At 35.2% G+C, this 20,990-nt stretch carries 16 protein-coding genes; 14 read left to right on the top strand and 2 right to left on the bottom strand.

The annotated features are described in order from the left end of the window. The first annotated feature begins 40 nt into the window (after positions 1-40). From RUH95_RS00215 to RUH95_RS00175, 9 genes are all read left to right on the top strand, one after another. Entirely contained in the window at positions 41-1,519 is a 1,479-nt protein-coding gene (locus RUH95_RS00215; protein ID WP_313890799.1) for a lmo1851 family serine protease, read from the top strand. Positions 1,520-1,579: 60 nt separating this feature from the next. Further along, complete coding sequence (locus tag RUH95_RS00210; RefSeq protein WP_313891502.1) at positions 1,580-2,488, top strand: CobW family GTP-binding protein; 909 nt, start codon at positions 1,580-1,582, stop codon at positions 2,486-2,488. Beyond that, entirely contained in the window at positions 2,481-2,732 is a 252-nt protein-coding gene (locus RUH95_RS00205) for a hypothetical protein (RefSeq protein ID WP_313890798.1), read from the top strand. The genes RUH95_RS00210 and RUH95_RS00205 overlap by 8 nt, the downstream gene beginning before the upstream one ends. Positions 2,733-2,988: 256 nt before the next feature. After that, positions 2,989-3,858, top strand: a complete 870-nt coding sequence (locus RUH95_RS00200; protein WP_313890797.1) for a CAP domain-containing protein — start codon at positions 2,989-2,991, stop codon at positions 3,856-3,858. Then, entirely contained in the window at positions 3,821-5,143 is a 1,323-nt protein-coding gene (locus tag RUH95_RS00195) for a serine hydrolase (protein WP_313890796.1), read from the top strand. Before RUH95_RS00200 ends, RUH95_RS00195 begins: the two co-directional genes overlap by 38 nt. A 195-nt stretch (positions 5,144-5,338) precedes the next feature. Next, on the top strand, positions 5,339-5,962 hold the full coding sequence (locus RUH95_RS00190; protein WP_313890795.1) for a CAP domain-containing protein: 624 nt from the start codon (positions 5,339-5,341) through the stop codon (positions 5,960-5,962). A gap of 724 nt (positions 5,963-6,686) precedes the next feature. Continuing rightward, a complete protein-coding gene (locus RUH95_RS00185; RefSeq protein ID WP_313890794.1) occupies positions 6,687-8,111 on the top strand; it encodes a spore germination protein in 1,425 nt (474 codons plus the stop codon). Further along, positions 8,104-9,138 (top strand): GerAB/ArcD/ProY family transporter, encoded by a 1,035-nt coding sequence (locus RUH95_RS00180; protein ID WP_313890793.1) that lies wholly within the window; start codon positions 8,104-8,106, stop codon positions 9,136-9,138. Before RUH95_RS00185 ends, RUH95_RS00180 begins: the two co-directional genes overlap by 8 nt. Next, positions 9,122-10,189: a Ger(x)C family spore germination protein gene (locus tag RUH95_RS00175; protein ID WP_313890792.1), complete on the top strand. Its 1,068-nt coding sequence runs from the start codon at positions 9,122-9,124 to the stop codon at positions 10,187-10,189. The genes RUH95_RS00180 and RUH95_RS00175 overlap by 17 nt, the downstream gene beginning before the upstream one ends. Positions 10,190-10,200: 11 nt before the next feature. Here the strand turns inward: RUH95_RS00175 and RUH95_RS00170 are convergent, their stop codons facing one another. Then, the gene (locus tag RUH95_RS00170) at positions 10,201-11,559 is read right to left on the bottom strand and encodes an MATE family efflux transporter (RefSeq protein WP_313890791.1); all 1,359 of its coding nucleotides are present in this window, start codon (positions 11,557-11,559) and stop codon (positions 10,201-10,203) included. Positions 11,560-12,188: 629 nt separating this feature from the next. On the opposite strand from RUH95_RS00170, the gene RUH95_RS00165 reads away from it, so the two are divergent. Further along, entirely contained in the window at positions 12,189-13,265 is a 1,077-nt protein-coding gene (locus RUH95_RS00165; protein WP_313890790.1) for an undecaprenyldiphospho-muramoylpentapeptide beta-N-acetylglucosaminyltransferase, read from the top strand. Between the two features lie 45 nt (positions 13,266-13,310). Here RUH95_RS00165 and RUH95_RS00160 read toward each other — a convergent pair whose 3' ends face one another. Beyond that, complete coding sequence (locus tag RUH95_RS00160) at positions 13,311-13,856, bottom strand: GNAT family N-acetyltransferase (RefSeq protein WP_313890789.1); 546 nt, start codon at positions 13,854-13,856, stop codon at positions 13,311-13,313. A 358-nt stretch (positions 13,857-14,214) separates the two neighbouring features. Between RUH95_RS00160 and RUH95_RS00155 the strand changes: the two genes are divergently transcribed. The 4 genes from RUH95_RS00155 (at position 14,215) to RUH95_RS00140 (ending at position 20,987) form a co-directional block, all read left to right on the top strand. Continuing rightward, positions 14,215-15,879, top strand: a complete 1,665-nt coding sequence (locus tag RUH95_RS00155; RefSeq protein ID WP_313890788.1) for a diguanylate cyclase domain-containing protein — start codon at positions 14,215-14,217, stop codon at positions 15,877-15,879. Positions 15,880-15,903: 24 nt separating this feature from the next. Further along, entirely contained in the window at positions 15,904-16,578 is a 675-nt protein-coding gene (locus tag RUH95_RS00150; RefSeq protein ID WP_313890787.1) for a response regulator transcription factor, read from the top strand. Beyond that, positions 16,575-17,951 carry a HAMP domain-containing sensor histidine kinase gene (locus RUH95_RS00145; protein ID WP_313890786.1) on the top strand — a complete coding sequence of 459 codons (1,377 nt, stop codon included), beginning with the start codon at positions 16,575-16,577 and terminating at the stop codon, positions 17,949-17,951. The genes RUH95_RS00150 and RUH95_RS00145 overlap by 4 nt, the downstream gene beginning before the upstream one ends. 231 nt (positions 17,952-18,182) lie before the next feature. Further along, positions 18,183-20,987 (top strand): 2-oxoglutarate dehydrogenase E1 component, encoded by a 2,805-nt coding sequence (locus RUH95_RS00140; protein ID WP_313890785.1) that lies wholly within the window; start codon positions 18,183-18,185, stop codon positions 20,985-20,987. Positions 20,988-20,990 lie beyond the last annotated feature (3 nt).

Raw genomic sequence — 20,990 nt, 5'->3', positions numbered from 1 at the left:
AGTCTATTTTTGAAGTTTCTTTGAAAAGGGTGAGAAAAGTTTGGATGAACAGGAACGTCAACATACAGAACGAGAAAATCCGGAAGTGAAACAAACTCGCACAATTAAAATGAAGCCATTCGTTTTTATCCTAATGATTTTTGCTTTAGTTATTGCTACAGCTGCCGTTACTATGTTTACTTTAACTCTTGGAAAAGAGCAAGGGAACGAGCCTGTAAGACAAGGACAGCAAAGAACAGAATTCTCGAAGCTGTATATGGCATACGACAAGTTAAAAACAGAGTATTACCAAGATATTAACGAGGATGACATTATTAATGGAGCTATAAATGGAATGATCGATGCTTTGGGAGATCCTTATTCAGATTATATGAATCAAAATGAAGCATCCCAGTTCAGCGAAAATATTTCTTCAAGCTTTCAAGGGATAGGTGCTGAAATCCAAGCAAGAGACGGTATAATTACCGTCGTATCTCCTATTAAAAACTCGCCAGCTGAAAAAGCTGGTATTCTTCCAAATGATAAAATTATGACAGTAGATGGAAAAGATATTCAAGGATATTCTGCCTCAGAAGCTGTGTTATTAATCCGCGGAGAAAAGGGGACGAAAGTGACCCTTACTATTAAACGTGGAGATAGTGCAAACATGGAAATTACATTAGTACGTGACGATATTCCAATTGAAACAGTGTATGCAGAAATGTTGGAAGACAATATCGCACATATTATTATTTCAAGTTTTTCTACACATACGTATGACGAATTATTAGATGCAATAGACGAAATGAAAAAAGCAGGAATGGAAGGCCTTGTATTAGATGTGCGTCAAAATCCAGGCGGCTTGTTGAATTCGGCGATTGATATATCTAATTTATTTGTCAAAGATGGAGAACCGATTCTTCAGATTGACGACAAAGGCAATAAAGACATCATCTCCGCATCTTCTGGAGAAAGAGTAAACATACCTGTTTCTGTCATAATAGATGGAGGAAGTGCTTCTGCATCTGAGATTTTAGCTGGTGCATTAAGTGAGTCAGCAAATGTTCCACTTGTTGGCTTGAATTCATTTGGTAAAGGTACAGTACAGACGGCGAATGATTTACCGGACGGTTCGAATATTAAAATTACGACTGCAAAATGGTTAACTCCTAAAGGGAACTGGATACATGAGAAAGGGATTGCTCCCGATTATGTTGTAGACTATCCTTCTTACGCAATGCTTGCACCAATAGACCCGGCTTCTGTATTAAAAGAAGGATCTAAATCAGATGCAGTGCAAAATGCAAAGGAAATGCTACAAGCGATTGGTTATAATATTGGCGAAGTAAATGTTAATTTTGACACGAATATGGCTGCAGCAGTGAAAAAGTTCCAAACAGATAATAAGCTAGCTGTAACTGGTGAGCTTACTGGAGAAACTTCGTTTATTTTAATGGATAAAATCCGCGAGAAAATTATTCAAGATGATCCACAATTGTTAAAAGCAAAAGAAGTCGTGTTAGAACTTCTTAAAAAATAAAATGAAAAAGCTGGCCTAATTGGTCAGCTTTTTTAACAGATACGAGGAGTATTTATAATGATGAAAGATGTTTACTTATTAAGTGGTTTTTTAGGAAGTGGGAAAACTTCACTTCTTTCACATATGATTGAACAATTTAAACAAACGGGTTTAAAGCCTGCGGTAATTATGAATGAACTAGGACAACTTGCTTTTGATAGCCAAGCAGTTGAAGAAGGAATTCCGTTAAAAGAAATGTTAGAAGGCTGTATTTGCTGCACAGGTTCTGAAAAAATGGAAGCACAGCTTCAAATGTTATTAGAGGGGCAACAAGAGTTTGATGTTTTATTGATAGAAACGACGGGAGCTGCACATCCAGTTGAAGCAATGGATGCAATATTTTCTCCGCTATTTGCAGATAGACTGAATATGAAAGGTATTGTGACAGTAGCTGATTGCAAAAGATGGATTGACCGAGATAAGTTAACTCCACAAACGAGAATGTTATTTTTAGAACAAATTCGTCATGCACATTTAATCGTAGCAAATAAAATTGATTTATTAACAGAAGCTGAAGTCGCTAGTGTGACAATGCAGCTACAAGCTTTAAATGCTAATGCTCCTATTATTCAAACTTCTAATAGTAAAATACCTTTAAAATGGATCACGAATATGGAAGCAACTTTCCATGGTAAAGAAGTAAACGAAACAGCAATTGGAAAACAATTATCGTTATCTTCTCGATTGCATACTTTTGAAGAAGCTGTCGGAATGGAAGAGTTTGAAGACTGGGTAAGAGGACTTCCTGATACGGTGTATCGTATGAAAGGGTATGTACCGTTAAAAGGACATAAAAATCCATTTCTTTTTCAATATACATATGGCATGATTCAATGGCTCCCAGAATATATGAAAATGGAACCTAAAATGGTCATTATCGGAGACCAAGTTAATTTAATAGAAGTGCCAGGGAGTAAGTCTGTTGATTAAGTCATTTCAATTATTGTTTAAAGGAAGAAGATTTGTAGAAGATATTCAATCGGAACAACAGATTCGTCAAGTTATCCAAAGTGAGCTACTAGACGAATTAACGCATCCAAGGGCAAGGCAATCCATCGAGAAGAAATATCTTCTGGCTGTAACTAGAGTTCAACAGAGTGATTTAGCAGAAGTTGATCAGTTACAGATTATTTCTCTTTATGATGAAGAGTATGCCAAATTGTTAGCAAGGTAAGCTTATTAAATGAAAAGCAGCTTGAAAGAAGGGATTTGCTCCTTCTTCTAAGCTGCTTTTTTATTTTCTTTCAAACTGTCAATAGGATTTGAAACGTAAAAACTAGACAGTATGGATAACATATCCAAAGTAATCTAGTTAACATAGCTTTACTATACGAATTTATATGGAATTGGTCCAACTGGAATATTTTATCGGAAAAAACCGATTGTTTTTATGTTTACAATGGGGGAGCAAACAGAAGGAGGAAATGAAAATGAATAAAAAACATTCGTTAATAGTTGGCGCACTTGCAGGTGGCTTATTGTTTTCAACAAATACAGCAGAAGCATCGATGACAACTGGAAATTCACATACTACTTCCGAGGCAAATATATCCATAATGACTAATTGGACGTCTCCGTATAAAGTTATGTATAAAAATGATTTGAGTGAAAAGAATATAACGGATTTACTTAATAGTGAGCTAAAAAACTTAAACTCAATTATTATAGATAAGATTATAGAAGGTCAGAAGCCGGTAGTACCAGTAAAACCACCTGTAGCTGAAAAGCCATCTGTACCAGTAAAACCACCAGTAACTGAGAAGCCATCGGTGCCAGTAAAACCACCAGTAACCGAGAAGCCGTCAGTACCAGTAAAACCACCAGTAACCGAGAAGCCATCGGTGCCAGTAAAACCACCGGTAACTGAAAAGCCATCGGTACCAGTAAAACCGCCAGTGACAGAAGATAAAGAAGAAGTAACAGCTAGTGCTACGATTCAACAAGTAGTAGATTTAACAAACAAAGAACGTGCAAAAGCAGGATTAAAAGCATTGCAAATGGATGCTAAACTTACACAATCAGCACAAGCAAAATCTCAAGATATGAAAAATAATAACTATTTTTCTCATACGAGTCCAACATATGGCTCACCATTCGATCAGATGAAGTCGTTTGGTATTACGTATAAATCAGCCGCTGAAAATATTGCGATGGGACAAAGAAGTGCTGCTGAAGTAGTCGATTCATGGATGAAGTCACCAGGTCATAAAGCAAACATTATGAATCCATCTTATACACATATCGGAGTAGGATTATCTAATAGTGGATACTACTGGACACAACAATTCATCGGAAAATAATAAATCGAAAACCTACCAAGGATGTAACTTGGTAGGTTTTTTTGATGAAGGAATGTTTCTTATTATTAGGCAATGTGAACTAAATCAGTGTCGTTTTTTGAAACCTTTTCCAATTCACTTCGTAAATCTATATAGTAGCCAACAAAATAAAAAGGGGATTGGTCTGTTGAATATATACATTATGATATTATCTGTTGTTTTATTAGGTATTCTTTTATTACTCATAGGCTTTATGTTATTGGTATTTTTTATTAAAAAGAGGGATATGAACAAAACGAAAGACGATATTGTTAAATTTATGGGAAATAATCCAAATATGTGGTCAATGTCGTTCATTCAAAATGATAACGAAATAATTAACTTCAATAAAGATAAGATTATACCTTTAGCAAGTACTGTAAAAATTATATACGCTGTTGCATTTATTAACGCTGTACGTGATAAATTTTTGAACTCAGATGAATTAATCCCAATTAAGGAAGTGGATTCTCTTTATTTGAAAAACACAGATGGGAATGCTCACGTATTATGGAAAGAAAATGAACAAATAGGTAATGAAGTGACATTAAAAGAAATTGCAAAAGGAATGATGAAGTATAGTTCGAATGCTTGTACAGACTATATATTCTATAAGTTAGGAAAAGGTAAAATTAATGAAGTAATTAGAGAATATTCATTATTAGAACACACAGAAATCTATCCTATCAATTCTGCATTATTAATTCCTAGTTATTTATACATAGAAGAAAAGGTAGCGAAAAAGAAAATTGCTCAAACTATTAGAGAAATGTCGAATAGCCATTTTAACTTATTAGCTACTGAATTGTTGGATAAAGTTATTAATGGTGAAGCAAATATATTCATCGAAGAACTGCAAATGGTGTCTGATATGAAAATTCAAAGAGAGATAACGAAGAAACTTCCTGCGGCTTCAAGTTTAGATTATGCAAAGTTGATGCATCAATTGGGGAAATCAATAAAATTAGATAAGGAAGATAAACAATTATTGGATGATTTGATGGGATTTTCAGATTATCAAATAAGCGGAGAACGTCTTTGGTATAAAGGGGGAAATACATTATTTATCTTAACGTCCGCGTTTTATAGAAGTAATGATTCCGAAGATATTTCTTTTTCTTTTTTTATTGAAGATATGAGTGCATTAGAGACCATTTGGATTGAGAAAAAATTTAATGAATTTATTAAAGCTTTTTTAGATGATCATTTATTCAGAACAAAGGTATTAAGTGTCCTTAGTGAAATTAATGATAAAACAGAGATTTGACGAATATATGAAACTGTCAACAATGTTCTGGAAGAAATAATTAAGCATTGTGGTTAAAATACCCACCTTTTTGAATAAAGGATGTTTGTTGTTATTAAGATTTACACACCTACTGGATTAACTGGAATATTTTATGGGTAAAAAGCATTTAATTTTATGTTTATAATGGAGGAGCACAAGAAGGAGGAAACGAAAATGAATAAAAAACATTCGTTAATAGTTGGCTTACTTGCAGGTGGCTTGTTGTTTTCAACAAATACGGCTGAAGCATCTATGTCAACAGGAACTTCAAATACTACTTCCGAGGTAAAAACATCGATCACAAATAATGGAAAGTCTCTATATAAGTATAACAAGGTGCATTCTTCAAATAAAAGACCTGTATCTAATTCGACACCAAATACAGCAAAACCCGAAGCGCCAAAAACAGAAGTGGTACAAGTATCTTCTGTTATTCAAGAAGTAGTAAACTTAACAAATAAAGAACGTGCAAAAGCAGGATTGAAAGCATTACAAATGGATACAAAGCTTACTCAATCAGCACAAGCAAAATCTCAAGATATGAAAAATAAAAACTATTTTTCTCATACGAGTCCAACATACGGCTCACCCTTTGATCAAATGAAATCGTTTGGTGTTACGTATAAATCAGCCGCTGAAAATATTGCGATGGGGCAAAGAAGTGCAACTGAAGTTGTGAATGCATGGATGAAGTCACCGGGTCATAAAGCAAACATTATGAATCCATCTTATACACATATAGGAGTAGGGTTATCTAATAGTGGATACTACTGGACGCAACAATTTATCGGAAAATAAATAGTATTAAAGAAAAACCATCTAAGTGAAGCAGTTTCCGGCTCACTCAAGGCTTTACATTAAAAAATAAGATGAAGCGTAAAATTTTTAAAGCTTGTTGTAAGTGGCGAAGCCACTTACAACAAGCTTTTTCTTTGGTCATCATATGGCAAATGTTCGCCTTGCTCTTGCTATAAATTTCCTTTCTTCTAAATATTAAATTAGACAAAACATGCTATGTGGTCATAAAAACATCTATACGGGCGGAAAAAATTCTATCCGGTCATAAATAGAATTATCCGGTCACATTTTTCACTATATGGATAGAAAGCGTAGAAGCAGATCACTAAATTACCTCGCACGAAAATTGTCAGTCTATTTCTAACTAAAAGAGTTAATGAACTTTTCTCTTCCTTTTAAATGAAAATGGTTAAGTAGAAGAACATGAATACACTCCTATAAGCAGGATGAATGTAGTGTAAAGCGGGGACTCGGGTGGGTAAAGTGCGAGCAGCAGACCCAGGACTGAGCAACGCCTTTCTGCGACGAGTAACCGCAGGAGCAACGCCTTTCTGCGACGAGTAACCGCAGGAGCGACGCGAGGGAAGCGACTGAAGCGGTGCCCACCTAACGCGTCCGCTTGCAACGAAATCCACTCTCCCCATCCCACTACTCCCTTTCTTATTCTTTTATACGTTTACATTCAAAAAAAATTGCACACACTTTCCAATGAAGAGGTGAGCGAATGGTTTCATATAAAGAGATAGTAGAATCTTTAGAAAACGAATTTTCTCAAGCATTTGATTTTATTGCCAAAGAGCTCGTTTGGAATGAAGAGCATGTCATTCTCTGCTATTATTCCACAATGATTGACACAGCAGTCGTAATGGAACAACTACAAACGATTCAAAGAAAGTTTGAGGCTGGGGAAGCAGAGTATGGACAAACGGCTTTTTCGGAAGAAATGACTTTTACGATAAAACAGTTTAGAGAAAGTATTTGTAATGGAGAAACGGTCATCGTATTTCCTAAAACAGACAAAATGATTCGAATTTTATTGCCGAAAATTGCTTCTCGCGAACCATCATCTCCTGAAAATGAGTATGTAGTAAGAGGAGGGCATGATGGCTTCGTAGAGAATTTAGACGTCAATATTAACTTAATAAGAAAAAAGCTTAAATCACCAGATTTAAAAATTGAAAAACATACGATTGGGGCAAAATCAAATACAACTGTTTCGATTATTTATTTGACAACAAAAGTAGATAATGAAGCATTGAAAGTTCTCAAAGCAAGATTAGATCGCATTGAAGCAGAAATGATTTATAGTTCTGGTCAACTAGAAGATTATTTAGAAGATGTCATTTGGTCGCCGTTTCCCCAATTCCTAAATACAGAACGGCCAGATAGAGCGGTTGCTAATTTAGTGGATGGAAAAATCATTATATTTTCTGATTCAGATCCAACAGCTTTAATTGGCCCAATTACATTATTTACGTTCTATGAATCTCCGGATGATTTTAATGGAAGAGTATTAGTTGGGTCCTTTTATCGACTAGTTCGACTAGCTAGCTTTTTTACGGCCATTTTTTTACCTGCGTTTTATATTGCAGTTGTTAGCTTTCATTTTGAAATTATGCCGATTGATCTTGGAGAACAAGTGAAAAGTTCGGTAGCTAATATTCCGTTTAGGCCGATTTTTGAAGCACTATTGCTGGAGCTGTTGATAGAGCTTATTCGAGAAGCTAGCATTCGGTTGCCAAGTCCAATTGGGCAGACGATTGGTGTCGTTGGAGGTCTTGTAATAGGAGATGCTATTGTAGCGGCAGGGCTGGCATCCAATTTAATGGTTATAGTAGTTGCTTCTACGGCTTTGGCTAGTTTTGTAGTGCCTTCGGTAGAAATGAATACAACAGTGCGTTTATTGCGGTTTCCATTTATGGTTTTAGCATCGATGTTTGGTTTTTTTGGTATCGTAATAGGCTCGATGCTATTGTTCATTCATTTATTAAACTTGCAATCATTAAATCGACCATATTTAAGCCCTATTATTCCATTTGAACCTACTAAAATTAAATCGATCTTTTTCCGTCTTCCATATTATAAGCAAGTTCCACAGCAGCGCAATTTCTACTTATTCAGTAAAAAAGGAAAAAAGAAACATGACTAAGTGGACATTATCAAATAAGCAGCTTTTTTTATTTTTATTCATTTTACAGACAGGTACTGTTTTTATCTCTGTCCAATCACGTGTAATAAAGGCTGCGGAACAAAATTCTTGGTTAATTTTTATCGCGGTAAGTTTATTTCACTTATTTATTCTTCATATTTTCAATAAGTATTATAAATACTTTCAGTTAAATAAATTTGAAAAATGGTTATATCAGATATATTGGTACACGATTGTTGTCACTTTTTTGGCCTATATCGACTTTATACTAGAAGTATGGGCATTCCCACAAACTCCTGCTTATATTGTCATTAGCTTAATGGTGATTGTTTCGCTGTACGCGAATCTTAGTAAATATGCAGTAGCACTAAACATTTCAGTTATATTAATCCCGTTTATTGTAATTTTTTTGGCAATGCTAAGTCTTGCTACAAAAGATTTAATATGGACCAACTTATTTCCGTTTGGGCAAATAGATAGTAAACAATGGATTGACGGGGTAGGACAAACAATGTATGCGTTTATAGGAATAGAAGCTTTTTTAATACTTCGACCTTTTGTAGAAGATAAAAAAGAACTAAAATTTCGAAGTATTGCTCTTTATCAGCTTATATTAACGTTATTTTTTGTTATTACGATTTTATATGTTTTATTATTTTTCTCACTGGAGGAAATAAAAATCATTCCAGTAACAATCATGTATTTGCTGAAATCTCAAGAGATTACTTTTTTACAAAGACTGGACTTGTTTTTTACGTATATTTGGATGACATGGAGTGTAATTTCGGTTGTTCTGTTTATGTTTTTGGGCTTATCCTTATATAAAACAATGTACACGAGAAGTATTAAATTTACAGTGTTCATTCACTTCCTTGTGTCCATACTACCTTTGTTTCTTATTACTCGTGAATTAGTAAAAAAGTCACATGACATATTAATGTATGGACATTACTTTTTTGGCTTACTGTTTCCGTTATTCATCATGTTAAAGGGATGGAGGAAGTCATTACGTGAAAAAAAAGTTTAGTATTATACTACTAGTTACAGTATTGTTAAGTGGTTGCTGGGATGAACGGTTAAATAAAAATATTGTGAGTGTACCAATGGTGGCATTTGATGGGGAAGTAGGTCATTTAAAAGGTTATTATGGGCTTCCGGGAAAACAGCGTAACACCACCGAATATAGCTATATAACCGTAGACGGAACCTCTATAGAGGATCTTAGACAGAAGGTGGATTTGCAAGTAAATGAAGGAATTGACTTATCGAAACTTTCCAGCATATTAATATCGGATGAATTAGCGGAGAAAGAGCTTTATCATCTATTAGATCAATATTACAGAAACGCAAGAAATCGGCTAAACACATACTTATTAGTAACGGAAGGGGACCCAGAGCCTTTTATAAAATTTGGAGAGAAGATGGGGGATGATGTAAATAATTATTATAGTGAACTGGTGCAAGGATTTATCCACAAATCAGTATTCCCCAATATCGACTTGCAGCTTGCCTGTTCTTATTTAATGGATGAAGCGATTGACTTAACATTACCTTATGTCAAAATTTCGTCTGAAAATGGAGTACCAGAAGTTGTAGGATTAGCGCTTTTTGACGGCCAAAAATTTACTGGTAAAACACTTAATCATGTAGAATCACTGCTATTGCAAGTTATGAAAGATAAAATAGGAAAATACGCGAATGTGTCCTATATAGATAATGAGGTTCCAGTATCGTTTAGAATAAATCGTATTAAGCGGATGATGAAATGGGAAGGAACAACTATAACGATAGATTATCGACTAAAAGTTGGGATAATGGAGTATTATGAAAATCATTTACTTGATGAAAATAGGAAGAAGAAATTAGAAAAATTTATACAAGAAAAGATGACAAGTGATATGGAAAAAGTTGTAGAAATTTTACATGAATCGAATACAGACGCACTTGGTATAGGGAGGATCGCTCGGGCATTCCATCCAGATGTTTTCAAAGAAAAAAAGTGGAAAGAAATTTATCCCACTTTAACGATTATCCCAAAAGTCCAAGTTGAAATTACGGACACAGGAGTACTAGACTAAAACGACGCAAATCACAATGTGTCGTTTTTTGCTATTTTTTTATGCAAGTATACAAGTCTAATCCCAAGCGTAATTGCACCTACTGTAAGTCCGACAATTAATCCAATCCAATAGCCAAAACGCTCGAACGAAGTGTAATTTGCTAATATATATCCTGTTGGTAAGCCGATTATCCAATAAGAAACAATGGCCATGATAAATGTAACGGTAACGTCTTTATACCCTCGCAGTGCCCCTTGAACTGGCGCTTGAATCGCATCTGAAAGCTGAAACAATGCAGCAAAGAAAAAGAATTGTACGGTTAATGTAATAACAGCTTGATCAGCAGTATAAATAGACGCTATTTGCTCTCTAAACAATAATAGGATAGACGAGGATATAAAACTAAAGAAGATAGCTGTTGCAACGCTTAACCAACTATAGACCCTCGCATCCTTGTACCGTTTTGCTCCGACTTCATGCCCGATAAGAATAGTTGCACCCATCGCGATACTCAACGGAACCATATATAGAAGGGAAGTAAAATTCATCGCAATTTGATGAGCGGAAATAACTTGCGTAGAATAAGTACTCATGAGTATCGTAACCGCAGAAAAAATCGTTGTTTCTGCAAAAAGAGATAAGCCAATTGGGACACCAATTTTTGTTAGCGCACCAATTTTCACTAGAGAAGGTTTACTCCAGCTGCTAAATATCGAAAGTTCAGCAAAAGGCTTCATACGTAAAACAATGATAATAGCGATGAAGAGAATTAACCAGTAAGTAAGTGCAGAAGCAAGGCCCGCTCCAACCCCACCCATTGCGGGAATACCAAACTTTCCGTAAATGAACACATAATTGAGCGCAATATTAATTGGTGCAGATAGCAATGTGATGAACATCGAAACGCGTGTGCGTCCTAATGCATCGATAAATGATCGAAGTACGCTATATAGAAATAGTGGTATAAGTCCAATACTCATCATATACAAATATTTCTTCGCAACAATGCGTACACTATCTTCAAGGGGTATAAGATTTAACAAAGGATCTATGAACAATAAAATACCTAGAAAAACAATGAATGCTAATCCAATTGCTATAAAAAATCCTTGCTGTACAAAGGTACGTACATCTTTCTCCTTTTTTGCGCCCATTAATTGTGCTACAATTGGCGTAATTCCTATTAATATACCAGTTAACGCGGTGTATACAGGAAGCCAAATAGAGGAGCCAATCGAAACACCTGCTAAATGATGAATACTATATTTACTAGTCATTAAGACGTCGAAAAAAGTCATTAAATAAAGAGCAACTTGTGTTATTAAAATAGGTAGTACAATTTTGATCATATGAACGCTTTTATTCGTGAGAGTTGTAGTTTCGTGCATTTGAGCACATCCTTTAAAGTTTTATCACGCCTGTTGATTAACTATTTTAATCAATTTTGTATTTCCGTTCGTTTTCTACATAAAGTGTGTCTTAAAAAATAGCCACTATGCCTTCGCGCTTGCCGCACCTTGCATGAGCCAACTTGTGCTGCGCCCAAGTGGGTCTCATACTTCGGCTCATGCGGCCCGACGCGCTACGGCATCAAGTGTTTCGCTTTTTATATAGGTTATTATTCATGGAGATTTGGACTTATCTATAAAAGTGACGATTAATTTGCACTTATTCAATACTTGTCTAGTTGAATTTACCTAAATATTTGCCACACTTCGTATTTAGCTGGAAAACTATTCATTCGTTCGCTTTTCTATGAAATATCGCTTCCATTCTAAGTAAGTAGCAACCTCCATTGGATTGAAGCGAAAGAGGCAACGCCCGCGGAAAGCGTCCACCCCTGTAGTGGAAACTACCATTAAGACGCATTATATGTAAAGTACGAATGAGGAAGTAATGCAAGTCGAAAACGAGTGTTTAAGTATTAAAGGATATTCGTTTTTTCCTATTAGCACAAATTTTCAAGAAATAGGATAATCCACAGACGTGAAGTTTTATATAAGTTAGGAGATTATGAATGAATAATAACACAATTGTATTAACAGGTGGAGGAACGGCTGGTCATGTTTCGTTAAACCAAGCGATTATTCCAGAGTTAATGAAAAAAGGGTATAACGTACATTATATTGGTTCACATGATGGAATAGAAAAGACATTAATCCAAGATAACTTCCCTAAAATTCCTTACCACGCTATTTCAAATGGAAAGCTAAGAAGATATTTTTCCGTAAAAAACTTTTCGGACCCATTTAAAGTAATGTACGGCACACTTCAGGCGCTAAATGTACTGAGAAAAACGAAACCCTCTCTAGTATTTTCTAAAGGTGGATTTGTTTCCGTTCCTGTCGTATTAGCGGCTAAACTTGCAAATATTCCGGTAGTGATCCATGAATCAGATTTAACACCAGGATTAGCAAATAAAATAGCCTCTTCTTTTGCTGGTCATATATTTACAGTGTTTGAAGAAACGATCAAATATTTGCCGAGTGAAAAAGCATCTGCCATTGGCGCTATTATTCGCCCAGACTTATTTCAAGGGGACGACAAAATAGCAGAGCAACTGACAGGCTTTGACGCAAGCAAAGAAACGATTATCATTATGGGTGGAAGCCAAGGTGCTGCAAAAATAAATGAAGCAATTCTTGAAAACATCGATGAACTGACGAGAAAATATCAAATTATTCACCTTTGTGGAAAAGGAAATTTAAATCCAACATTTGTTAAAAAACCGAATTATATTGCATTTGAATATGTAACGAATGAATTGCCTCATTTGTTGAAAATGTCGAATTATGTAATAAGCAGAGCGGGGTCCAATTCGATTTTTGAGTTTTTAGAGCTAAAAAAACCAATGCTACTAATTCCTTTGTCTCTCCAAGCTAGCAGAGGAGATCAGGTGTTAAATGCAAACTACTTTGAACAAAAAGGGTATGCAACTGTACTAACAGAAGAAAATTTAACTTCGATAACGTTTATGGAATCAGTAACTGCATTAGTAAACAATAAGGAAGAAATATTAGAACAACAATATAATGCAACTCCTTCTAAAACGCCAGACCAATTTACGGAAGTTTTGCTAACATACAAAAAATAAGAAGCTTCCGTCAAATGAAACGTTTGACGGAAGCTTTTTTACAGATCACATTGCCTGTTCTTCAACGTTATTTTCTTGTAGCATGACAAAATGGAATAAGTCTTTAGAAATATGGTAAAGGTCGAATATGTCGTCCTCTTTGTTAATCGCTTCATAAATAGAAGGGTGTGTTGTGTTAGCGTTTTGTGCATAACGGAGTTTTTCGGTTGCGCGGATGCTTTGCACATTCGTTTTTCGAATACGTAAAAATACGGAATGAATGTCCAATTCGAAAAACAACTCTTCTAGAAATTGTTCTTTCGCTTTTTTATTGTATCCAAGTCCTTGGAACGGCTTACCGATCCATGTGCCGAGAAATCCAGCTCCGTCTTCTATATCAAACAAGTTGATCGTACCTATTGGTTGACCAAAATCACTAATGATTGTTCTTGTTATTGCTAAGCCTTTTTCTTCCTCTTCCATTAACTGTCTCGTCATAAACCAATATTCATCAGCAGAATCCGCTTTATACCGAACGTATTTCATAACACTTGGTTCTGCCATTAGTTCGTAAAGCGATGTACATTCTTGTAATTCTCGTTTTTTAATCAAAAAAAGCGCCCCTTTAAAAGAACCAAATATGAGCATAGTCATTCTAGTTCCCCTGAAATTTTTCACTTCGTATTGCATAAAAAATTTCGGGGTAGGAATCGAACCTACTAGAACCAGCTCAAAACTGGTGGCGCACCATTTGCCTTCCCTCGACAAAGCGAACTTTGTCTTATAAAATTATTTGCATTATTAATATACTAAGTTTTATCTATTTTGCATAGATAAATATAGTACAATATTTATTAATTTTTTGTAAAGAATTATTTTTATAAAACGTGCTTAAAGACTTGTATCTTTTCCATTTAATAAATATGATTAAGAGACATACATAAGTAGCTGAAGGGGAACGTTAAAAATTATGGTAGAAAAATTAATTACATCGAACCAATTCAAATTATTATATGATTTAGCTGAAGATTATGTGTTTTTCATGAGAAAAACTGGAGACACATTTGTATATCAATATGTTAATAAAAAATCGAATGAAATTTTTGAAGAATGTCCATTAGGGCGTACGCTTGAGCAATGTCTAGATGAGTTTAGCTATAAAACGATCATTGAAAACTATAATCGTGCGATACATATGAAGAAATCTGTTTTCTATCAAGATCATTTTTCTCTTTGTAATGAATCATATGTGAATGAAACAACTGCAATTCCTATTTTTGAGGACGGAATAGAATATATATTAGCAACGACAAGAGAAGTTTCTCGTACACAAGAAATGAAAGATGCTACATATATTCTGGAAAGTTATAAAAAAGGGATTAATGATGCAGCATTAGTAGCAATGACAAACAAAGATGGCATTATTGAAATGGTCAATAACGTTTTTTTGGCGACTTCTTATTTTGAAGAACATGAGTTAATCGGAAGAACTTTTCGAATGATTGATTCGAATTATCACGATGCCTCTTTTTTTGAAGATATGTGGAACACCATAAAAAGCGGGAACATATGGCGTGGTCAAATTCGAAATCGTACTAAAAATGGTTCTTTTTACTGGGTCAACGCGAATATTGTTCCAATCAAAAACGAAAATGGCGATATTGACAAATACTTAACGATACAATTTGATATTACAGAAAAGAATCGAGTATTGGGTGAACTTCGTAATATCGAAAGAACATTCGAATTAATAACAGACTACTCAAATGATTTGATTGCTATAACAGACGAGGAAGGTTATGTCCTTTATTCCTCTCCAAGTCATGAATCAGTTTTGCATTATGACAAAGAAGAATTGCTTGGTACCTATTATTTTCAGCTAGCGTCAGATGAGAACTTTGATCTTAGTAATGATGATAGTATCCCAAATGTTCATGAAAATAAAGTATTTCGAACGGAATTATTGATGAAATCTAAACATCAAGACATTATTTGGACGGATACCTCCGTCACAACAGTGCAACGAGATGTCGACGGAGAACAAGAAAAATGGTATGTAATCGTTTCAAGAGAGATTACAGAAAAGAAAGCATTAGAAGAGCGACTAATACATATGGCTTATCATGATAGTTTAACTGGCTTATGTAATCGACGATCATTGCATGATAGTGTATCTAGAAATATAGAATCTGTCAGTGATTCATATCCAAATTTTGCTTTGATTTATATAGATGGTGATGATTTTAAGTTGGTTAATGATCAATTTGGGCATGATGTTGGAGATCAGTTTTTATTTAAATTTGGTGAATGTATGCAAAAAGCAGTCGATTATGAGCATACGATTTATCGAGTTGGTGGAGATGAATTTATCATGATTGTCGAGCAAATAGATGATTATGTAAATGGTATAAGCAACAAGGTGGAGAAAGCGATTATGGATCTTCGAAATGAGTTGCAAATTGGATGGATGATTAACGATCATTTGTTTACTCCGACCTCGTCTATTGGAATTTCCGTTTATCCGAATGATGGCAAGACAGTAGATGAATTAGTAGATAGAGCAGATCAAGCGTTATATACGGCAAAGAGTTATGGCAAAAATAATTATATTTACTCGAGCGTTCTTACGAGGTAAGTAATAATGAGGAAGTGAATTTAGATGAATCGTCATATACTACTTATAGAAGATGAAGTGAATATTGCGAAGTTCGTTGAATTGGAACTGAAGCACGAAAATTTTCAAGTTTCTGTTGTACATGATGGAAGAGAAGGATATGAGACAGCTTTATCTAATCATTATGACTTACTTTTAATTGATGTCATGCTGCCTAGTTTAAATGGGTTAGAGATTTGTAGACGGATAAGAAAACAACAAAATACGCCTATTATTTTGATCACAGCTCGTGATGCGATTATCGACCGAGTATCTGGCCTTGAAGCAGGGGCAGATGATTATGTCGTAAAACCTTTCGCCATTGAAGAATTACTAGCGAGAATTCGAGCTGTTTTCAGAAGAGTGGACGGAACAATAGATGTGAGTGCTACGCTGAAAATAAATGAGTTTGTCATTGATAAAAATGCCCATCAAGTATTTTATGGGACGAAAAAAATAGAACTAACAAAAACAGAATTCGACATGTTAGTTTACCTGATGGAAAATCAAAACATCGTTTTAACGAGAGATGCTATTTTAGAAAATGTGTGGGGCTTCGAAGCGGAAATTGAGACAAATGTTGTAGATGTTTATATTCGCCATCTTAGAAAAAAACTGCCGGAAGAAATTGCGCGTATTATTGAAACAGTTAGAGGGGTTGGGTACGTGATGAGAGAATGAAAAATTGGACTTTGCAAAAGAAATGGACGTATAGCTCGGCCATTTCAATTTTTTTAAGTTTTCTTATTATGTCTATCATCCTATACTTTTCTATTTACAACTGGATGCTTATTTCGGAAAAGAAAACGGCACAAAATACGCTAAATGAGCTTGTTTTGTTTTTTGAATCTAAAGGACCGATTATTACGATACAAGATATTAAAAGAAATACCACTTTACTTAACCAAATTGTTAACCAAGAGCAGTCTGTTCGTTTGATGAACACAGATGGAATAGAAGTACTTCGTATTAATGATGCAAGCAATTTCCCGCCGTTTTCAAAAGAATTCTCGACTGATTTTAAGCGAAGCATAATAGATAATCAGCTATCATTTCATAAAGTTGCAGAAATCCAATTCGGCACATTTATAGGGTATGTAGAAATCTCCCATAGTTTAGATAACTTTTCTCGTTTGATGAAATATATATTATCGGCTATGTTTATTTTTGCTGTCATTTCTTTAGTGCTTTCTGCCCTTATTGGGTATACATTATCTTCGGTTTTATTGAAACCATTAAAAGAACTTAGAAATGAAATGCAGCACGCAAAACAATCAAAATTCTCGAAAGAAGTTAGTTTTCAGTATTCGAAGGAAGATGAAATTGGAGAGCTTTTAGTCATATACAAGCAGTTAATGAATGAAGTGTCTGAAACAATCAAAAGGCAAGATGATTTTATCTATAATATTTCGCATGAACTAAGAACTCCTGTGCAAGTTGTGGAGGGGCATTTGTCCTTACTGAATCGCTGGGGGAAAAATGAAAAAGAAGTGTTAGCAGATTCATTGGAAATTTCTTTGAATGAAATACAAAAGATGAAGAAATTAATTGAGGAAATGCTAAAGCTCGCAAGAAGTGAAAATGCGAAAAATGAAGTAGCTACAAATATAGTGGACGTACTAACAACAATAAAAAAAGAATTTGTATCGTTAAATCCTATTGTAAGCATCGATATAAGCGCAGTAGAAACTGCTGTAGTTGCTGTTCCACATACAGCTCTTGAGCAAATTTTCAGAAATTTAATTGAAAATGCTATTAAATATAATGATAAAACCCCATATATTCAAATAACTGCAACGAAAAAGCAACAAAGCATTGCAATTACATTGGAGGACAACGGAATAGGTATACCACCAGAGCATCTTCCGAAAGTATTTGATCGCTTTTACACAGTCGAAACATCGAGGACAAAGAGTAGAGGTGGTTCTGGTCTAGGACTAAGTATTGTGCGAATGTTAGTTGCTGAGTATGAGGGAATTGTGGAAATAGATAGCATAGAAGGAAAGGGAACAATATTCCAGTTAGAGTTCCCCTTTGTTTCGATTTTTCAATAAAAATGAATATTCATTTTTAATTTGTCGAAAAGCATTGTATTTATTTCCTGAAGTAGTAAGATAGATATGGAAAAATTGTTCTTTAAGGATAGAGGCTTTAAGTCCTTCTTAAAGAGTGGTAAACTGTATATGTGTACATTTAGTGTATATATAAAAATGTTTGCTTTTATTTCACTTATTTAATTATTTATTCGTATGCCAATTGGCAAAAAATGTTGGAGGTTTTCCTAAATGTCGAACAATGAATCGCCTTGGTTAGCTTTTTCTGGACCTAACCTTGGATATGTAATGGAACAATATGATTTATTCTTACAATCTCCTGAAGAAGTTGATAGCGAGTTAGTAAGTTTATTTCAACAATACGGTGCACCTACCGTTAGCAGTTCTTCCCCACCGAGTGTAAATTATTCGGACTCGACTATAGCTCCGAATAACATGGATAAAATTATTCGTGCTATTCAGCTTGCGGATGCAATTCGTGCGAATGGACATCTTGCAGCAAGTATTTATCCTCTTAATGATCGTCCAAAAGAAGAAGAAAAAGTCGATCCAAAAACTTTCGGGTTAACGGAACAGGATTTAAGAGAAGTACCAGTTTCACTACTTATCTCAAATGCACCAGGAAATATCACAAATGGCCTTCAAGCAATTGCACATTTAAAATCTGTTTACACAGATAAAATTGCCTTTGAAATTGCACATGTTGTGAATGCAGATGAGCGCACGTGGTTACAAAATAAAATTGAAAAAGGCGCTATTAAAGAAAACCTAACAACGCAAGAAAAGCAAGAGCTACTCAAACGTTTAACGCAAATTGAAGGGTTTGAAAAATTCATCCACCGTACATTTGTAGGTGCAAAACGTTTCTCAATAGAAGGTCTAGATACATTAGTCGTATTAATTGATGAATTAGTTCGTCAATCAGATAAAACAAATACAAAGCAAGTGAATATCGGGATGGCTCACCGTGGTCGTCTAAATGTATTAACGCATGTTTTAAATAAGCCATATGAAATGATGTTTGCAGACTTTGCACATGTGCCTAACGATTCTTTCCTACCTAAAGATGGTTCATTAGAAGTGTCTAAGGGATGGTATGGAGATGTGAAGTACCATAGTGGTGCATCTTTCCGTTCACAATCAGGCTTAACTGTGAAACTTGCTTATAACCCATCTCATTTAGAAGTTGTAAGTCCAATCGTAACAGGACAAACTCGTGCGGCCCAAGAAACAACGGGCGAAGCAGGATACCCAGTGCAAGACAAAAATGCAGCATTTGCAATTCTAATCCATGGAGATGCAGCATTCCCGGGTCAAGGTGTTGTAACAGAACTTCTTAACTATAGTCGAGTACGTGGTTTCCAAACAGGTGGTTCCATCCATATTATTGCGAATAATATGATTGGGTTTACAACGGAATATTACGATTCACGTTCGACTCATTATTCTTCAGACCCAGCTAAAGGCTTTGAAGTGCCAGTCGTTCACGTAAATGCAGATGATCCTGAAGCTGTGCTTGCTGTTGCAAAATTTGCACATGAGTACCGTCAAAAATTCGGTAAAGATATCGTTATTGATCTTCTTGGATACCGTCGATATGGACATAACGAAATGGATGAACCATTAGTAACGAATCCGACGATGTATCATATCATTCACAAGCATCCAACAGTGCGTGAAATTTATGGTCAACAACTAGTAGATTCGAAACTATTGGAACAAGATGATGTGAAAAAACTGGATGAATCTATTTTTAACGGCATGCAGGAAGCGTACGATCGTGTAAAAGAACTTCCATCAGCTACTGCACATGAAATCGTTATACCAGAAGCAGTATTAAACGGATTCCCTGAAATACAAACAGGAGTTCCAGAAAACGTTTTAGCTAAGATTAACGAAGAGCTTTTAACTTGGCCGACTGAATTTAGCCCATTTAAAAAGCTAGAAAAAATCTTAAAACGTCGTCAAGAGCCTTTTAAAGGAAAAGGAAAATTAGATTGGGGTCATGCAGAAACACTAGCATTTGCTACTATTCTGCAAGATGGTAATTCTATTCGCTTAACTGGACAAGATGCTCAACGTGGAACTTTCTCGCATAGACATTTAGTTATGCATGATGAAGTAACTGGCGCGGAGTTAACACCAATTCACCATATTAGCAATTCAAAAGCTTCTTTTGTTGTGCATAATAGTCCATTAACAGAAGCTGCTATTTTAGGATATGAGTTTGGCTATAATTTAGAGGATAATAATTCATTATCTATTTGGGAAGCGCAATATGGTGACTTCGCGAATATGGCACAAGTAATGTTTGATAACTTCATCAGTGCAGCTCGTTCTAAATGGGGCTTAAAATCAGGCCTTGTAATGTTATTACCGCACGCTGCGGAAGGTCAAGGGCCAGAGCATTCAAGTGCACGTTTAGAGCGCTATTTACAACTTGCAGCGGAAAACAACTGGACAGTTGCGAATCTTTCAAGTGCAGCTAACTATTACCATATTTTACGCAGACAAGCTAAAATGTTAAAAGAAGAGGCAATTCGTCCGTTATTGATTGTTTCACCTAAATCACTATTGCGTCATCCACTAGTTGGAGCTGATGTTGCTGAACTTACAACTGGTCAGTTTAACACGATTGTAGAACAACCAGGCTTAGGTGCGAACAAGAAAAAAGTAGAAAAAATTGTGTTTGCTAGTGGTAAGATGGCTATCGATCTTGCAGACAAAGTAAAAGATGGTGCAGGATATGATCATTTACACATTGTTCGCGTTGAACAGCTATATCCGTTCCCAGCAGAAAAAATTCAATCTATTTTAGATCGCTACCCTAACGTAAAAGAGCTTGCATGGGCACAAGAAGAACCTCAAAATATGGGGTCTTGGAGTTTTGCTCTTCCATATTTACTTGAGTTAGCAAATGATAAAGATGTGAAGTATGTTGGTAGAATTCATCGTTCTAGTCCAGCAGAGGGCGATGGAGAAACTTACAAAGTAGAACAAACACGCATTATTGAAGAAGCAGTTAAAAGTATATAAGCA

It is taken from the genome of Psychrobacillus sp. (genome assembly GCF_032154225.1).
Lineage (GTDB): Bacteria > Bacillota > Bacilli > Bacillales_A > Planococcaceae > Psychrobacillus.
The sequence above is the reverse complement of the archived record's forward strand: the minus strand, read 5'-3'. Positions and strand labels throughout refer to the sequence as shown.